17 protein-coding genes are annotated in these 16,773 nt (G+C 62.5%); 12 read left to right on the top strand and 5 right to left on the bottom strand.

Annotation, left to right across the window (positions count from 1 at the left end):
* The first annotated feature begins 102 nt into the window (after nucleotides 1–102).
* The gene (locus DMY87_RS13580; RefSeq protein WP_110792035.1) at nucleotides 103–339 is read left to right on the top strand and encodes a hypothetical protein; all 237 of its coding nucleotides are present in this window, start codon (nucleotides 103–105) and stop codon (nucleotides 337–339) included.
* 30 nt (nucleotides 340–369) lie between these two features.
* On the opposite strand, the gene map is transcribed toward DMY87_RS13580, so the two are convergent.
* The gene (gene map, locus DMY87_RS13575; RefSeq protein ID WP_110792033.1) at nucleotides 370–1,122 is read right to left on the bottom strand and encodes a type I methionyl aminopeptidase; all 753 of its coding nucleotides are present in this window, start codon (nucleotides 1,120–1,122) and stop codon (nucleotides 370–372) included.
* 42 nt (nucleotides 1,123–1,164) lie between these two features.
* On the bottom strand, nucleotides 1,165–2,211 hold the full coding sequence (locus tag DMY87_RS13570) for an LLM class flavin-dependent oxidoreductase (protein ID WP_110792032.1): 1,047 nt from the start codon (nucleotides 2,209–2,211) through the stop codon (nucleotides 1,165–1,167).
* 232 nt (nucleotides 2,212–2,443) lie between these two features.
* Between DMY87_RS13570 and DMY87_RS13565 the strand changes: the two genes are divergently transcribed.
* From DMY87_RS13565 to DMY87_RS13510, 11 genes are all read left to right on the top strand, one after another.
* A complete protein-coding gene (locus tag DMY87_RS13565; protein WP_110792030.1) occupies nucleotides 2,444–3,217 on the top strand; it encodes a 3-hydroxybutyrate dehydrogenase in 774 nt (257 codons plus the stop codon).
* A gap of 93 nt (nucleotides 3,218–3,310) precedes the next feature.
* Nucleotides 3,311–4,783, top strand: coding sequence for a xanthine dehydrogenase small subunit (xdhA, locus tag DMY87_RS13560; RefSeq protein WP_110792028.1), 1,473 nt, complete (start codon nucleotides 3,311–3,313; stop codon nucleotides 4,781–4,783).
* A 372-nt stretch (nucleotides 4,784–5,155) separates the two neighbouring features.
* Entirely contained in the window at nucleotides 5,156–7,492 is a 2,337-nt protein-coding gene (xdhB, locus tag DMY87_RS13555; protein WP_110792026.1) for a xanthine dehydrogenase molybdopterin binding subunit, read from the top strand.
* A gap of 11 nt (nucleotides 7,493–7,503) precedes the next feature.
* Nucleotides 7,504–7,875, top strand: a complete 372-nt coding sequence (locus DMY87_RS13550) for an endonuclease domain-containing protein (protein ID WP_110792225.1) — start codon at nucleotides 7,504–7,506, stop codon at nucleotides 7,873–7,875.
* A gap of 246 nt (nucleotides 7,876–8,121) precedes the next feature.
* Nucleotides 8,122–8,922 (top strand): xanthine dehydrogenase accessory protein XdhC, encoded by an 801-nt coding sequence (xdhC, locus tag DMY87_RS13545; protein ID WP_110792025.1) that lies wholly within the window; start codon nucleotides 8,122–8,124, stop codon nucleotides 8,920–8,922.
* A gap of 412 nt (nucleotides 8,923–9,334) precedes the next feature.
* Nucleotides 9,335–10,252 (top strand): LysR substrate-binding domain-containing protein, encoded by a 918-nt coding sequence (locus tag DMY87_RS13535; RefSeq protein WP_110792021.1) that lies wholly within the window; start codon nucleotides 9,335–9,337, stop codon nucleotides 10,250–10,252.
* A 163-nt stretch (nucleotides 10,253–10,415) separates the two neighbouring features.
* Complete coding sequence (gene puuD / locus DMY87_RS13530) at nucleotides 10,416–11,648, top strand: urate hydroxylase PuuD (protein ID WP_110792020.1); 1,233 nt, start codon at nucleotides 10,416–10,418, stop codon at nucleotides 11,646–11,648.
* Nucleotides 11,648–12,964 (top strand): guanine deaminase, encoded by a 1,317-nt coding sequence (gene guaD, locus DMY87_RS13525; protein WP_110792018.1) that lies wholly within the window; start codon nucleotides 11,648–11,650, stop codon nucleotides 12,962–12,964. The genes puuD and guaD overlap by 1 nt, the downstream gene beginning before the upstream one ends.
* Nucleotides 12,965–12,971: 7 nt before the next feature.
* Entirely contained in the window at nucleotides 12,972–13,391 is a 420-nt protein-coding gene (locus tag DMY87_RS13520) for a hypothetical protein (protein ID WP_110792016.1), read from the top strand.
* Nucleotides 13,392–13,420: 29 nt separating this feature from the next.
* Entirely contained in the window at nucleotides 13,421–13,855 is a 435-nt protein-coding gene (locus DMY87_RS13515; protein ID WP_110792015.1) for a potassium channel family protein, read from the top strand.
* Between the two features lie 107 nt (nucleotides 13,856–13,962).
* The gene (locus DMY87_RS13510; protein WP_110792223.1) at nucleotides 13,963–15,108 is read left to right on the top strand and encodes an alpha-hydroxy acid oxidase; all 1,146 of its coding nucleotides are present in this window, start codon (nucleotides 13,963–13,965) and stop codon (nucleotides 15,106–15,108) included.
* 58 nt (nucleotides 15,109–15,166) lie between these two features.
* Here the strand turns inward: DMY87_RS13510 and DMY87_RS13505 are convergent, their stop codons facing one another.
* The 3 genes from DMY87_RS13505 to DMY87_RS13495 are packed head-to-tail and all read right to left on the bottom strand — an operon-like array spanning nucleotide 15,167 to nucleotide 16,769.
* Entirely contained in the window at nucleotides 15,167–15,916 is a 750-nt protein-coding gene (locus tag DMY87_RS13505) for a metallophosphoesterase family protein (protein WP_110792013.1), read from the bottom strand.
* Nucleotides 15,916–16,272, bottom strand: coding sequence for a hydroxyisourate hydrolase (uraH, locus tag DMY87_RS13500; protein WP_110792012.1), 357 nt, complete (start codon nucleotides 16,270–16,272; stop codon nucleotides 15,916–15,918). Before uraH ends, DMY87_RS13505 begins: the two co-directional genes overlap by 1 nt.
* Complete coding sequence (locus DMY87_RS13495; protein ID WP_110792010.1) at nucleotides 16,269–16,769, bottom strand: ureidoglycolate lyase; 501 nt, start codon at nucleotides 16,767–16,769, stop codon at nucleotides 16,269–16,271. The genes uraH and DMY87_RS13495 overlap by 4 nt, the downstream gene beginning before the upstream one ends.
* Nucleotides 16,770–16,773 lie beyond the last annotated feature (4 nt).

Here is a 16,773-nt window from a genome sequence, read left to right as displayed (position 1 = left end):
GATGTGTCCAATATAGACAAGCGGCAAGCAGCTGGTTCGCTTATCCTTGCCTCCGCCCCAAAAATCGCTAGGGAAGTCGCACAGCTTTTTCAGGAGTGCCAAATGAGCGACCTCAGCCTGCAGCAGGCCATCGACAACATCTACACCTCGATCAACAACGACAATGAAGAGATCGATCTGCACATTGCCGCCCTGAAGGCTGCGATGGCGCGCGAAGGTGTCAAGGAAGCGGTGTTCGAGCCGTCCAAGCTCGCCCAGTCGAACCGCCAGGGCCGCAAGATCATGCAGTCCTATTTCAAGAAGAAGGGCGTTGCCGTCGCCTTCTCGAAGTCCGAGTAAGCCTGCGGACAGGATGCGATAACGCTCGCCTCAGTCGGCGAGCGTCAGGATCAATGGTCCATTCTTCGTCACCACGATCGTGTGTTCGAACTGAACGGTCGGCGCCGGAGGATCGCTGAAGAGCGTCCAGGCATCCTTGTCGCCGTCCTCGGCCCAGTGGCCGCCGAGCGAGAGGAACGGTTCGACGGTGAACACCAGCCCCTCCTCCATGATCCGGGTTTCATCCGGATCCGGCCAGGTCGACAATTCCTTCGGCTCTTCGTGCAGCGAGCGGCCGACGCCGTGGCTCGCAAGATTGGTGATCAGCGTATAGCGGTTCTTCTTGGCGAATGCCCCGATCGAATTGCCGATATCGGCCATCGGCCGGCCCGTCTTCACTTGGTTCAGGCCCACCCAAAGTGCCCGCTTGCCGTCGCGCAGCAACCGTTCCTGCTTGGCCGTGCCAGGCGGCACGATGAAGGACGAGCCGGTATCGCCGAAATAGCCGAGCTTTTCGGCAGACACATCGATGTTGACGAGATCGCCCGCCTTGATCACCCGGTCGCCGGGAATGCCATGGGCAATTTCCTCGTTGACCGAGATGCAGGTGGCACCGGGAAACTGGTAGCAGAGTTCCGGCGCCGACTGCGCACCATTGTCTTCCAGAAGCTTGCGGCCGATCTGGTCGAGTTCGCGTGTCGTGATCCCCGGCTCGAGCGCCGCGGCCATCACCTTGACGGCGGTCGCGCAGATCCGCCCGATATCCTTGAGACGGACGAGGTCCTCTTCGGTTTCGACGATCATGGGCAGTCCTTCGGCGGTTGTTCTGAGCGGGTATCTGCTGCCTTAGGCGGCAGACGCCTTCTCCGTCAACGCCTTGCGCACCAGCGGCGCGACTTTTGTCCCGAAGAGCTCGATCCCGCGCATCAGCTCCTTATGTGGCATCGGCCCGATCGCCATCTGCAACAGGAAGCGGTCATTCTTGAAGATGTCGTGCATGGCGACGATCTTTTCGGCGACTGCCTCGGGATCACCGACGAAGAGCGCACCGCGCGGCCCTCGCGAGGCATCGAACTGTGCGCGGTTGGTCGGCCCCCAGCCGCGTTCGCGGCCGATCCGGTCCATCACGACAGCCTGCGGCGCGTAAAAGATGTCGGCCGCCGACTGCGTCGTGTCATGGACGAAGCCATGCACGTTGATCGAGGTCTTCAGCGTCGACGGATCGACGCCCGCCTTGGCCGCACTCTGGCGATAGAGATCGAAGAAGGGGGCAAAGCGATGCGGCTCGCCGCCGATGATGGCAAGCGCCAGCGGCAGGCCGAGATAACCGGCACGCGCCGCCGACTGCGGCGTGCCGCCGATCGCGATCCACAGCGGCAGCAGATCCTGCAGCGGACGCGGATAGACGCCCCTGCCCTGGATAGGCTTGCGGGTCTGACCTTCCCAGGTGACCACTTCGTTTTCGCGGATCTCCATCAAGAGCTGCAGTTTTTCGGCAAACAGCAGGTCGTAGTCTTCGAGGTCGTAACCGAACAGCGGAAAGCTTTCGATGAAGGAGCCGCGCCCGACCATCAACTCGACGCGACCATTGGAGAGCAGGTCGGCCGTGGCATATTGCTGGAAAACGCGCACCGGGTCGTCGGAGGAGAGCACCGAGACAGCACTCGTCAACCGGATGGTCTTCGTTTGCACGGCGGCAGCGGCAAGGATCGTTGCCGGCGACGACGCCATGTAGTCCGGACGGTGGTGTTCGCCGAGCCCGAAGACATCGAGGCCCACGTCGTCGGCGAGCCTGATTTCGGCAAGAAGTTCATCGACGCGGCGCTTGGCTTCGGCTCCCTTGTTGGTGGCATTCGGGTCGACATCGGCAAAGGTGTAAAGGCCAAGTTCCATGGCAAGACTCCTGATCACGTGTGTTGCCCCAGACATAGAGAGTTGCAGCTGCAGACAAAAGAGCCCGGCATCGAACAGTGTGTCACGCCTGCCGGCAAATCCCGCGCCGCACGGATGCAGCGCTGCGGCAAAACGCCGTTGCACCGGAACTTCTTTTGAGACTAACCTTTGATTTCGCGGGTGCAATAAATCACCCGTCATCCATCGGCATCCGTCGAGAAGGAAAATTCAGATGAAAAGAACAGTTGTCGTCACCGGCTCCACCAGCGGCATCGGGCTGGGTATCGCACGCGCTTTCGCGACGGAAGGCGCCAATGTCGTGATCAATGGCTTCGGCGACAAGGCCGAGATCGAAGCCATCCGCAAGTCGCTCGAAGACAAGGGCGGCAAGGCGCTTTATCACGCCGCCGACATGACCAAGCCGGCTGAAATTGCCGACCTGATCGCCACCGCAGAGCGGGAATTCGGCGGCATCGACGTGCTCGTCAACAATGCCGGCATCCAGCATGTCGCCCCGGTCGAGGAGTTCCCGATCGAGAAATGGGACATGATCATCGCGATCAACATGTCGAGCGCCTTCCACACGATTCGCGCCGCCGTTCCCGGCATGAAGGCGAAGAAGAAGGGCCGCATCATCAACATCGCCTCCGCCCACGGCCTCGTCGCCTCGCCCTTCAAGTCGGCCTATGTCACCGCGAAACACGGCATTCTCGGCCTGACCAAGACGGTGGCGCTGGAAACCGCCCGCGACGGGATCACGGTCAACGCGATCTGCCCCGGTTATGTGCTGACCCCGCTGGTCGAAAAACAGATCCCCGACACCGCCAAGGCCCGCGGCATTTCGGAAGACCAGGTGAAGAACGACGTCATGCTGCATCTGCAGGCGACCAAGGAATTCGTCGAGGTCGACCAGGTCGCGGCACTCGCCATCTATCTTGCCTCGGATGCGGCGGCCCAGGTCACCGGCACCTCGATCTCCATTGATGGCGGCTGGACAGCACAATAGACTTGAAAGATTGCGCTGCGCCGCCCACCATCGCGAGATGGGCGACGCAGCCGCGTCCGGCAGTCGGACACCGAGGGGGGACACGGTCTATTCATGGCAGACAGCATTCGTTTCATCCTGAACGGCGAGGACATCGCCCTTGCCAGCCTCGATCCGACCGAGACGCTGCTCGATTTCCTGCGGCTGAAGCGCCGGCTGACAGGCTCCAAGGAAGGCTGCGCGGAAGGCGATTGCGGCGCCTGTACGGTGCTGGTCGGACGCCTCATCTGCGGACGACTGGTCTATGAAACGGTCAATGCCTGCATCCGCTTCGTCGGTTCGCTCAACGCCACCCATGTGGTGACGATTGAACATCTGGCGGCCAAGGATGGCACGCTGCATCCGGTGCAGCAGGTCATGGTCGACTGTCATGGCTCGCAATGCGGCTTCTGCACGCCCGGCTTCGTCATGTCGCTCTACGGATTGTGGCTGACATCGGAGCACCCTGATAGAGCCGAGATCGAGCGCGCCCTGCAGGGCAATCTCTGTCGGTGCACGGGTTATGAGCCGATCGTCAAGGCCGCCGAACAGGTCGCCCAGATCCGCCCGTCTGCCTTGTTCGACCCGCTGGAGCGCGAGCGCGCCGAAATTGTAGCCCGCCTCGAAGAACTGGCGACCCGCGAAACCATCGCCATCACGGGCCCGGACGGCCGCCGCCTCGTTGTGCCCGGCAGCATCGAAGACCTCGCCGAAACGCTCGCCGCCCATCCGAAGGCAACTGTGGTCGCCGGCGCGACCGATGTCGGGCTGTGGGTCACCAAGCAGATGCGCGTGCTCGATCCTGTCATCTTCATCAACCATCTCGAAGACCTGCAGAAGATCACCGTGACCCCAGAGGGCATCACGCTCGGCGCCGGCGTCAGCTACACCAGCGCCTTAGAGGTGCTGCGAAAAGAGATCCCCGCCTTCGGTCGCCTGATCACCCGCATCGGCGGCCAGCAGGTGCGCAACATGGGCACGATCGGCGGCAATGTCGCCAATGGCTCGCCGATCGGCGACTCACCCCCGGCGCTGATCGCGCTCTCCGCCACCGTCACCCTGCGCTCCGCCAAGGGCACCCGTACCATGCCGCTTGAGGACTATTTCATCGACTACGGCAAGCAGGACCGGCAACCAGGCGAATTCGTCGAGAGCCTCTTCGTGCCGCGCCCCAAGGCGGAGAGCCACGTGGCCGTCTACAAGATCACCAAACGCCGCGACGAGGATATCTCCGCACTCTGCGGCGCCTTCCACCTGGAAACCGATGCCAGTGGCGTGGTCACGCATATCCGCATCGCCTTCGGCGGCATGGCGGGAACGCCGAAGCGGGCGCGATCCGTCGAGGCAGCGCTCTACGGCAAGCCCTTTACGCAAGAGGCGGTGAATGCCGCAAGAGACGCCTTCGACCTCGATTACAAGCCGCTCACCGACTGGCGCGCCACGGCCGAATACCGCCAGCTGACGGCGAAGAACCTGCTGACGCGGTTTTCCCTGGAGGTGTCCGGTTCGCCGCAGGAGCTGCAGCGCTTTGCGGCGGAGGAGGCGTGATGGGGAGCGTGTCTGAACGTCATGCCGTGTTGTACCCCCCTCTGCCCCCTGAGCCTGTCGAAGGGCGGACATCTCCCCCTCAAGGGGGGAGATCGGCAAGACGATTACGCTCGCCCAGATCAAGGGTCGCACTTGCCATGGAAGGGCAGGAAGGCTGCCGCGCGTCGATCTCCCCCCTTGAGGGGGAGATGTCCGGCAGGACAGAGGGGGGTGATCTTGCGGTCTCAAGGCCCCTCACCCTGACCCTCTCCCCGCAAGCGGGGAGAGGGGATATCAGGCAGGCGGTATCGCCACCTCTCCTTCTCCCCGCTTGCGGGGAGAAGGTGGCCGGCAGGCCGGATGAGGGGCAGCGCGAAACACACGGAGGCCTTCATGGATAAGGCGACCTACGAGACGACGAAATACATCAAGGGGCCGATGCACCAGTCGCTCCGGCATGATTCAGCGCACAAGCATGTGTCGGGAAGTGCCGAATATATCGACGATATTCCCGAACCTGCCGGCCTCCTGCACGGCGCGCTCGGCATGGCGGATCGCGCCCATGCCGAGATCCTGTCCATCGATCTCTCCGACGTGAAATCCTATCCCGGCGTGATCGATGTGCTGACCGCAGCCGACATCACCGGTGTCAACGACGTCTCCTCCGGCGGCCGTCATGACGAGCCGCTGATTGCGACCGACAGGATCGAATTCCACGGCCAGACCATCTTCGCCGTCATCGCCGAGACGCGCGATGCCGCCCGGAAAGCGGCGCGGCTGGCCAAGGTCGAATACCGAGACCTGCCGTTCTGGACCGATATCGACGGCGCGCTGGAGAATGGCAGCCCGCTCGTGACGCCCGGCATGACACTGAAGCGCGGCACGCCGGAGACCGAACTCGACAAGGCAAAGCATCGCGTCAAAAGCTCGATGCGCATCGGCGGCCAGGAGCATTTTTATCTCGAAAGCCATATCGCGCTCGCCATCCCCGGCGAGGATGATGATGTCACCGTCTGGTCCTCGACCCAGCACCCCTCTGAAATCCAGCACATCGTCGGCCATGTGCTCGACATCCCCTCGAATGCCATCACCGTCAACACACGCCGCATGGGCGGCGGCTTCGGCGGCAAGGAAACGCAAGGCAACCAGTTTGCAGCGCTCGCCGCACTCGCCGCCAAGAAGCTGAAGCGCGCCGTGAAATTTCGCCCCGACCGCGACGAGGACATGGGCGTCACGGGAAAACGCCACGACTTCAAGATGGATTTTGACGTCGCCTTTGATGACGACGGAAAGATCCATGCGATCGAGGCCAACTTCGCCGCCCGCTGCGGCTACTCCTCGGATCTCTCCGGACCCGTCACCGACCGCGCGCTGTTTCATGCCGATTCGAGCTATTTCTATCCGCATGTGAAGCTGACCTCGCAGCCCTTGAAGACCCACACCGTCTCAAACACCGCCTATCGCGGCTTCGGTGGTCCTCAGGGCATGCTGGGTGGCGAACGGGTGATCGAAGAGATCGCCTATGCACTGGGCAAGGATCCGCTGGAGATCCGCAAGGCCAATTTCTACGGCGAGAAGGGCTCGGGTCGTGACGTGACGCCCTACCACCAGCAGGTGGAAGACAACATCATCCTGAAGGTCGTCGAAGAACTGGAAACCGCGTGCGACTACCAGGCCCGTCGCCAGGCGATCGTCGACTTCAACAGGACGAGCCCGGTCATCAGGAAGGGCATTGCCCTCACACCGGTCAAGTTCGGCATCTCCTTCACCATGACCGCCTTCAACCAGGCGGGCGCGCTGGTCCACATCTATCAGGACGGTTCGATCCATCTGAACCATGGCGGCACGGAGATGGGCCAGGGCCTCTACACCAAGGTCGCCCAGGTCGTCGCCGATTGTTTCCAGGTCGATGTCGACACGGTGAAGATCACGGCCACGACGACGGGCAAGGTGCCGAACACCTCGGCCACGGCCGCCTCCTCCGGCTCGGACCTGAACGGCATGGCCGCCTTCGACGCTGCCCGCCAGATCAAGGAGCGTCTGGTCGCGTTTGCCTGCGAGAAATACGGCGTGCCCTCCGCCGAAGTCGAGTTTCTGCCGAACCGGGTCCGTGTCGGCGGTGAGATCTTCGCCTTCGGCGAGTTTGCCAAACTCGCCTATCTCGGCCGCGTCCAGCTGTCTGCCGCGGGTTTCTACAAAACCCCGAAAATCCATTGGGACCGCGCCGCCGGCCGCGGCACGCCCTTCTATTACTACGCCTACGGCGCCGCCTGCTCGGAAGTCTCGATCGACACTCTGACCGGCGAATATCTGATGGACCGCACCGACATTCTGCACGATGTCGGCAAGTCGCTGAACCCGGCCATCGATATCGGCCAGATCGAAGGCGGTTTCGTCCAGGGCATGGGCTGGCTGACGACGGAAGAACTCTGGTGGGACGGCAAGGGCCGCCTCAGGACCCATGCGCCCTCCACCTACAAGATCCCGCTCGCCTCCGACCGGCCGAAGATCTTCAACACGAAGCTGGTGCCCTGGTCGGAAAATACCGAGCCCACCATCGGCCGCTCCAAGGCCGTCGGCGAGCCGCCTTTCATGCTGGCGATCTCGGTTCTGGAGGCGCTGTCGATGGCGGTGGCATCGGTGGCGGATTACCGGGTTTGCCCACGGCTTGATGCGCCGGCCACACCCGAGCGGGTGTTGATGGCGGTGGAGAGGTTGAAGCGGGTGTGATGGATGGAGCGATGACGCACCACGCCGTTCCAGACAGTCACCGCAGGAACGCACGGCGGATGCGCAAAGCTCTGACGGTCGCGGAATTGCGTTTCTGGAATGCCGTGCGGGCCCATCGCCTGATGGGATTGGGGTTCCGACGCCAGGTGCCGATCGCCGGTTACATCGTCGATTTCGCCTGCCCGGAGCACAAACTGGTGGTGGAAATCGACGGGCCTAGCCACACATTCGATCAGAGGATCGAGCGCGATCAAGTCCGAGATCAGACGCTTGCTGCCCTGGGATGGATGGTCCTGCGCTTCACCAATGAAGATGTGCTGAACGATCTGGATGATGTGTGCATCCACATCCTGCGAGTGATTGGAGTGCGGCGTTTTGAGTAATGCATCCGCATTTACCCCCCTCTGTCACTCCGTGACATCTCCCCCTCAAGGGGGGAGATTGCCGAGACACGTCCTGCCCGTTGAACATATCCTTCTGCGGCCTTACCAACGACACAGCGGCACAGGGCTGAACAGCCTGCGGAAGCCGAGCGTCATCCCCACGCCAATCTCCCCCCTTGAGGGGGAGATGCCCGGCAGGGCAGAGGGGGGTACCCCGCACCCAAGCACAGCGCAGCGAGATGCGGCATGACCACCCTGCCCGCCTTCCTCAAGAGCCATCCGCACACCGTTCTCTGCGAAGTCGCCGAGACGAAAGGCTCGACGCCGCGCGAAGCCGGTACGTTGATGCTGGTGGCTGCTGAAGCGATCTGGGGCACGGTCGGCGGCGGTCATCTCGAATTCATGGCAATCGAACACGCCCGCAAACATCTGGCGGGTCAAAGCGTGCCGGATACGCTCGACGTACCGCTCGGCCCGGAAATCGGCCAATGCTGCGGCGGCCGAACGCTTCTGTCTATTCGAACCGTCGATCAGGCCCTCGTTGCCGAACTCACGCAACGCCTGGCAGATGAACGCGCGGTCTTCCCCGACGTCATGGTCTTTGGCGCGGGCCATGTCGGCCTCGCGCTCGCCCGGGCGCTGGCTCCCCTCCCGCTCAACGTCAGCCTGATCGACACACGGTCGCAAATCGATGGCGACGTGCCCGACGGCATCACCTTTCGTCGCGTGGCCATGCCGGAGGCCGAGGTGTCGAAGCTGAAATCCGGTGGCGCCATCGTCATCCTGACGCATGACCATGCATTGGATTTCCTCATCGCCAGACAAGCGCTCGCCCGCGCCGACCTCGCCTATGTCGGCATGATCGGCTCGAAGACCAAGCGCGCAACCTTCGGCTCGTTTCTCGAACGCGAGGGTGCGGATCGGTCGGGGCTCGAACGCCTGACGCTGCCGATCGGCGGCAGCACGGTGAAGGACAAGCGTCCGGCAGTGATCGCCGCCATGGTCACGGCGGAATTGCTCGGCGTGCTGCTCGGCGCCCACGCTTGAATCAATCTCTCAAGCGCTGGAATCACATTGCCAACGCATGGCACCAAACCACTGAATTCGAAAGGCTTCCTCAAAGCGGCCCCGGACGGAGATAATCGTCCACACCGCCTCGGTGGCGCCAGAGATCGCCACGCGCATCGGCCCCGGACAACCGGTTCGCCATACCGATATCTCTCAACAGATCGTCGGAGATGTCATCGATATGGATCAAGTGCCGACGCCGACGCGACCGGAAAAGCCCGGACCACAGGAAGGACACCAGCCTGTCAAACGGCAATATTCTACTGATCGCGGACACCATGTCTGCCTCCACGCGGGTTCAATCTATCGGTTTCTGATGGCCTGACCTTGCCCGCGCTTGCGGCGGCAATCCAATTCAAATACGCTGGCTTTGCATAAAGAAAGCTTATCCATGAAACTGTCGAAACAGCTGCCGCTCAATGCGCTCCGCGTCTTCGAAGCCGTTGCCCGGCTTGAGAGTTTTACGCGCGCAGGCGAAGAACTCGGCATGAGCCAGACGGCGGTGAGCTATCAGATCAAGCTGTTGGAAGCCCATGTCGGCGAGGCACTTTTCCTGCGCAGGCCGCGGCGCATTTCGCTGAGCGAAGCCGGCGAGCGGCTGTTACCGAAGGTCACGGAAGGGTTTGAATTGCTGCGCGAGGCCCTTGCCGATCTGCGCAACACGGCCGATGGCACGCTGATCATCCACGCCACGGCGACCTTCGCTTCGCAATGGCTCGCCCGCCATCTCGGCCACTTCCAGCTGCGCAATCCGGGGATCGCGGTGCGGCTGGATACATCGCAGGAGGTGATCGATTTCAGCCGCACCCAAGCTGATCTCGCCATCCGCACCGGCAGGGGCATCTGGCCGGGTTTGCGTGCCCATTTCGTCATGCGCAATCACTTCACGCCGATGCTTTCCCCAAAGCTTGCCGACAGCATCGGCGGTGTGCGCGAACCGCTCGACCTTTTGAAGCTGCGCATCATCGATCCGTCGGATCCCTGGTGGCGGATCTGGTTCACGGCAGCCGGTTATCCGGACGTCGCCCTCGACAGCCACCAGCGCACCCGGCTCGGTGCCCAGTCCTTCGAGGCCGCCGCGGCCGTTGCCGGCCACGGCATCGCCATTCTGCGGCCCGAATTCTATCCCGAGGAGATCGCGTCCGGGCGGCTGATCCAGCCCTTCGAGCTCACCTGCGAGGACGGATCGCACTACTGGCTGGTCTATCCCGAAGCGCGCCGCAATGCCGGCAAGATCCGTGCCTTCAGGGAATTCATGCGTGGCGCCTTGCAAAGCTTCGAGTCCGTTCCGCCCGGCGCAGGTGCCTGAGCCGAGCATCCCCGCCAACCTTGAGACATCGACGGGCTTCCGCTCATTTGGCAACGGAGAAAACTTCCCGTGCAGCTTTTGCTGCAGCGCTTCCTTTCCCCTTCCCTTCCTGCGGTTTTTTTCGCAATGTCGATGCAATCGGGGAACATGAAAGACTTGGCATATGTATGAATACGCGATCGCCTGGGAATGGCTGTCCTTCGCCGTCCGCTGGCTGCATGTGATCACGGCCATCGCCTGGATCGGCTCGTCCTTCTATTTCATCGCGCTCGATCTCGGCCTGGTGAAGCGTCCCGGCCTGCCCGTCGGCGCCTATGGCGAGGAATGGCAGGTGCATGGCGGCGGCTTCTATCACATCCAGAAATATCTGGTGGCCCCCGCCTCAATGCCGGAGCATCTGACCTGGTTCAAATGGGAAAGCTACGCCACCTGGCTGTCAGGCTTTGCCATGCTGGCGGTCGTCTACTATGGCGGCGCCGATCTCTTCCTCATCGACCGTTCGGTGCTGGAGCTTGCCCCCTGGCAGGCGATCTGTCTGTCGCTCGCCTCCTTGGCGCTCGGCTGGATCCTCTACGACCTCCTGTGCAAGTCACCACTCGGCCGCAACACCTGGGGCCTGATGGCGCTGCTCTATATCGTGCTGATCGCCATGGCCTGGGGCTATACGCAAGTGTTCACCGGCCGCGCCGCCTTCCTGCATCTGGGCGCCTTCACCGCGACCATCATGTCGGCCAATGTCTTCTTCATCATCATCCCGAACCAGAAGATCGTCGTTGCCGACCTGATCGCCGGCCGCACGCCGGATCCGAAATACGGCGTCATCGCCAAGCAGCGCTCGCTGCACAACAACTATCTGACGCTGCCCGTCATCTTCTTCATGCTGTCGAACCACTATCCGCTGGCCTTTGCGACCCAGTTCAACTGGGTGATCGCAGCACTTGTCTTCCTGATGGGCGTCACCATCCGCCACTGGTTCAACACCACCCATGCGCGGAAGGGACAGCCGACCTGGACCTGGCTGGTGACGGTGCTGATCTTTATCGTCATCATGTGGCTGTCGACCGTGCCGAAGGTGCTGACCGGTGCTGAAGAGCAGGCAAGCCTCTCGCCCCGGCAACAGTCATTTGTCGACAACGGCCATTTCGAAGCCGTACGCGATGTCGTACAGGGGCGCTGTTCGATGTGCCACGCAGCCGAACCCGTCTGGGAAGGCATTGCGAGGGCACCGAAGAACGTAAAATTCGAGACGGACGGCGAGATCGCCGCCCATGCCCATGAAATCTACATCCAGGCCGGCCGCAGCCATGCCATGCCGCCCGGAAACATCACCGAGATCTCGCCCGAAGAGCGCAAACTGCTCGTCGCCTGGTACGAGACGACGGTCGAAGGCAAGTGATGACAACAGAGATCCTGATCCGCGGCCGCCTCCTTTCCTTCCGTCGAGCGCCCGAGCATGCCGGCGACCACGGGAGCTATCTCTACGAGGAAGACGGCGCGCTGCTGGTCCGTGATGGCAAGATCGCAGCCGCCGGAACCTATGGCGAGGTAAAGCCGAAGGCCGGCGCGGAGACATCAGAGATCGACCACCGCCCGCATCTCATCCTGCCCGGCCTGATCGACTGCCATGTGCATTTCCCGCAGATGCAGGTGATCGCCTCCTATGCCGCCAATCTGCTGGAATGGCTTGATACCTACACCTTCCCCGAGGAATGCCGCTTCGTCGAGACGGCCCATGCAGAACGGATCGCGACGCAATTCTTCGACGAGTTCCTGCGCCAGGGCACGACCACGGCGGTTGCCTATTGCTCGGTGCACAAGGCCTCGGCCGATGCCTTCTTCACTGAGAGCCTGCGTCGCGGCACGCTGATGATCGGCGGCAAGGTGATGATGGATCGCAATGCGCCGCAGGGGCTGCTCGACACGCCACAGCTTGGTTATGACGAGACGCGCGCCGTCATCGAACAATGGCATGGCAAGGGCCGCAACCACGTCGCCATCACGCCACGCTTTGCCATCACCTCGACGCCCGAGCAGATGGTCATGACGCAGAAACTGGCGGAGGAATTCCCGGACCTGCATATCCAGACACATCTGTCGGAGAACCACGACGAGATCCGCTACACCTGCGAACTCTATCCTGACGCCCCTGATTATACCGACATCTATGCCCGCTACGGATTGCTGCGGAAAAAGGCCCTCTTCGGCCATGCGATCCACCTCACGGATAGAGAAGCCGATGCCATGGCGGAGAGCGGTGCTGTCGCGGTCCACTGCCCGACCTCGAACCTCTTCCTCGGCTCCGGCCTCTTTCCGCTGAAGGCGATCCAGCGCCGCGAAAAACCTGTGACCGTCGCGGTCGCCACAGATATCGGCGGCGGCTCAAGCTATTCCATGTTCAAGACCATGGACGAGGCCTACAAGATCCAGCAATTGCTCGGCGAGCGGCTGAACCCGCTCGAAAGCTTCTACCACATGACACTCGGCAATGCCGTGGCGCTCGATCTTGCAAACCGGATCGGCACGCTGGACGAAGGCACGGATGCCGATATCGTGGTGCTCAATGCGGCCGCCACACCCGCCATGCGGCTGAGGATGGAAACGGTGACCTCGCTCACCGAAGAGCTGTTCCTGCTGCAGACGCTGGGAGACGACCGCGCCGTGGTCGAGACCTATGTCGCCGGCAAGGCGTCGAAACCGAGGGCGGAGGCGTAAGGGTAAGATGAGCGAAAGCGGCTATTCCGGCACCCCTCTTCCGAAGAAGCTCGGATTGAAGCCGGACCTGACCGCTTTGTTCGTCGGATTGCCATCGGACCTCGACTATCTGACCACCGATCTGCCGGCCGCATCGACCGTCGGCGGCCTCGAAGCGGCGCACGGTTCCGGTCTCGACTACCTCCACGTTTTCGAAACGGAACGCGCCCGCCTTGAGGATCACGCGTTGCGTCTCAAAGCCATGCTGAAACCCTCAGGCATGCTGTGGATTTCCTGGCCGAAGAAAGCCTCGAAAGTCCCGACGACCATCACCGAAGATGTGCTGCGCAGCGTTTTCCTGCCGACGGGCCTCGTCGACGTGAAGGTCTGCGCGGTCACCGACATCTGGTCCGGCCTCAAATTCATGACCCGCAAGGACCTTCGCTGAACCCACAGCCATCCCGAGGAGGATGCACCGTGCTGGCCACCAACCTCGCTCTCGGCACCCTGATGATCTCGCTGACGGTGGTCATCCACACGCTCGGCCTCATCGCCATCACCCATGTGATGAGCTGGGTCACGGACCGCGTCCGCCTGCACGGCCATCGCAGCCGTATGCTGGCGATGAACACGGTCGTGATCGGGGTCTTCGCCGTGCTGACGACGGAGGTCTGGCTCTGGGCCGCAAGCTTCACCCTGATCGGCGTCGTCGATGATTTCGAGACCGCCCTCTATTTCTCCACCATCACCTTTTCCACCGTCGGCTACGGCGATGTCGTGCCGCATCCCGAATGGCGCATGCTGGCAGCGCTCGAAGGCGTCAACGGCTTCCTGCTGATCGGCTGGTCGACCGCCTATCTGATCGCCGCCGGCATGCGCGTCGGGCCGTTCAAATCGGGCGAACACTTCTGAAACCGCAAAGAGGTAAATTTTTTTTACCTCTTTGCGTCGCTGCCAGTTCACAGCCGGCCTGCTGCCGTGATATGGCGGTTCTCAAGACCTTTCCGGAGAACCAGACCATGGCACCGATCCTCGAAATATCAGATCTGAAGAACCTCGCCCGCAAGCGCGTGCCGAAACTCTTCTTTGATTATGCCGACAGCGGCTCCTACACCGAGAGCACCTACCGGGCGAACGAGAGCGATTTCTCGAGGATCAAGCTGCGCCAGCGCGTTCTCGTCGACATGAGCGGCCGCTCGCTGGAAACGACGATGATCGGCGAAAAGGTGAAGATGCCGGTGGCACTGTCGCCGACGGGCCTGACCGGCATGCAGCATGCCGATGGCGAGATGCTGGCGGCAAAGGCAGCGGAAGAATTCGGCGTGCCCTTCACGCTCTCGACCATGAGCATCTGCTCGATCGAGGATGTCGCCTCCGTCACCAAGCGCCCCTTCTGGTTCCAGCTCTACGTCATGCGCGACCGCGACTTCGTCGTGAACCTGATCGAGCGCGCCCGCGCCGCCGGTTGCTCGGCGCTGGTGCTGACCGCCGACCTGCAGCTGCTCGGCCAGCGCCACAAGGATATCAGAAACAGCCTCGCCGCCCCGCCGAAGCTCACCCCGAAGCATCTCTACCAGATGGCGATCCGCCCGCGCTGGTGCTGGAACATGCTGCAGACCAACCGCCGCACCTTCCGCAACATCCATGGCCATGCCAAGAACGTCACCGACCTCTCCTCGCTGCATGCCTGGACGGCCGAACAGTTCGACCCGAAGCTCTCCTGGCCCGATGTGGAATGGATCAAGAAGCAGTGGGGCGGCAAGCTGATCATCAAGGGCATTCTCGACGTCGAGGACGCTCGTATGGCCGCAGAGACCGGGGCTGACGCGATCATCGTCTCCAACCATGGCGGCCGCCAGCTGGACGGCGCCCATTCCTCCATATCAATGCTGCCGAAGATCGTCGATGCCGTCGGCGACAGGATCGAAGTGCATCTCGATGGCGGTATCCGCTCCGGCCAGGACGTGCTGAAGGCGGTGGCGCTGGGTGCCAAGGGCACCTATATCGGCCGCCCCTTCCTCTATGGCCTCGGCGCCATGGGCCAGAAGGGCGTGAAGACGGCGCTGGAGATCATCGCCAAGGAGATGGATGTGACGATGGCGCTCTGCGGCAAGCGGCAATTGGCCGATGTCGACCGCGGCATCATTGCGGAATGCCCGTTCTGACTGAAGACGTGATGCGAGGCGCTCTTGGCGCCTCGCCATTAAACTTGCCCGGCCGAAGCTACTCCGCGACGAAGCCCGTTGCCAGCGCGCTCGCCCATTCCGGCCGGTGGCGTTCGCCCGCCAAGCGGCTCATCGCCATGTGATCATAGGGCACCAGCCGGAACGTGACGCCCAAGGCGCCCGACGCATCATCGAGGATGGCATAGCTCGCATGCGGCAGCCCCGCCTCCACCTTGTGCGGGTAAGGCGCGTCATCCGTGTAACCCGGCCCGCCGACACTGCCGGGATTGACGATCAGCCGCCCATCGGAAAGCTGCACCGCACGCGGGATATGGGTATGACCGCAGAGGATCAGCGGTTGGGTGATGCCATCAGCCCAGGTCTCGATCGTCGCCCGGTCGCGCAGATGCACATGGCCTTCGCGCGACACCTGCTCCAGCCAGTAGGTGCCGTCGTCCTGCGGACGGGCATGACAAAGATAGGCAACGTCCCGGAAGACGGCATCGAACGGCAATGACCGCAGCCAGTCGAGATGCTCGGGCTTGAGTTGCCGGAAGGCATCCGCTTCCCATTCATGCATATCGCCGGCGGCATGTTCGACCAGGTAGCGATCATGATTGCCGCAGACGGTGAAAAGGTCCAGCGGCACGAGAATGTCGGCGGTGCGCCCGGCTTCGAGCGGCCCGGACAGGCAGTCGCCGAGGTTGACGATGTCGGCAGTCGCAATCCCCTGTGCGGCGATATCGGCAAGCACGGCCTCGAGAGCGAGCGCGTTGCCATGAATGTCGGCGATGGCTGCGAACCGCATCAGCTCCCCCGATAGGTGGAATAGCCATAGGGCGATAGAAGCAGCGGCACATGGTAATGCGCCGTGGGGTCGGAAATGCCGAAGCGGATCGGGATCACGTCGAGAAAGGGCGGATCGGTGAGCCTGGCTCCCGTGTCCTTAAGATAGTCCCCGGCATGAAAGAGCAGCTGATACTGCCCGACCTGAAACTCCTCGCCAATGAGCATCGGCCCGCCATCGACGCGCCCGTCGTCATTGGTGAAGACGGTCTTGATCAGTTCCGCCTCCTCGCCATTCATCCGCATCAGCTGGATGCGCAAGCCCTGGGCGGGTTTGCCGAGCGCCGTATCGAGCACATGGGTGGTAAGGCCGGTCATAGCTGGGGCTCCCGAATCGTGAAGGGGGTCTCGAAGAAGAACTCTTCCAGATTGTTGCCGGGTCCATCGCGATCGACAACCAGGAAATCGCTGACCGCGCCAATCGCCATCAGCGGATGGTGCCAGGTGTTGCGCCGATAGTTCACGCCCTGATGCGGGGCGGCCAGAAACACCTGCGGCACGCCCGGCTTGCCGTCTTCGTCCGGCGAGACCGCGACCAGGAAGGGCCGTACGGAGAGCGGTGAAAAGCTCTGGCTGCCGAAGGGATGCCGCTCCATCATGCCGATCGCGTACGGGAAGACGCGCGGCTGGCCCCGGAAGATGTTGACGATCACCCTGGCCCCCTCGCCCGCAATCTCGGGCGAGAACAGCGCATGAAAGCGCTCCGTGGTGCCGCCATTGATCAGCCGCATGGTCGGCGGATCGGCTTCGATGACCTCGCCGAAGGGCGCGAAGGCTTGAGCCGTCAGGGGACGGATGGGGAGGTTTATGGGCAAAGGG

The organism is Peteryoungia wuzhouensis, from assembly GCF_003205195.1.
GTDB classification, from domain to species: domain Bacteria; phylum Pseudomonadota; class Alphaproteobacteria; order Rhizobiales; family Rhizobiaceae; genus Allorhizobium; species Allorhizobium wuzhouense.
This window is presented reverse-complemented; position numbering and strand designations above follow the sequence as displayed.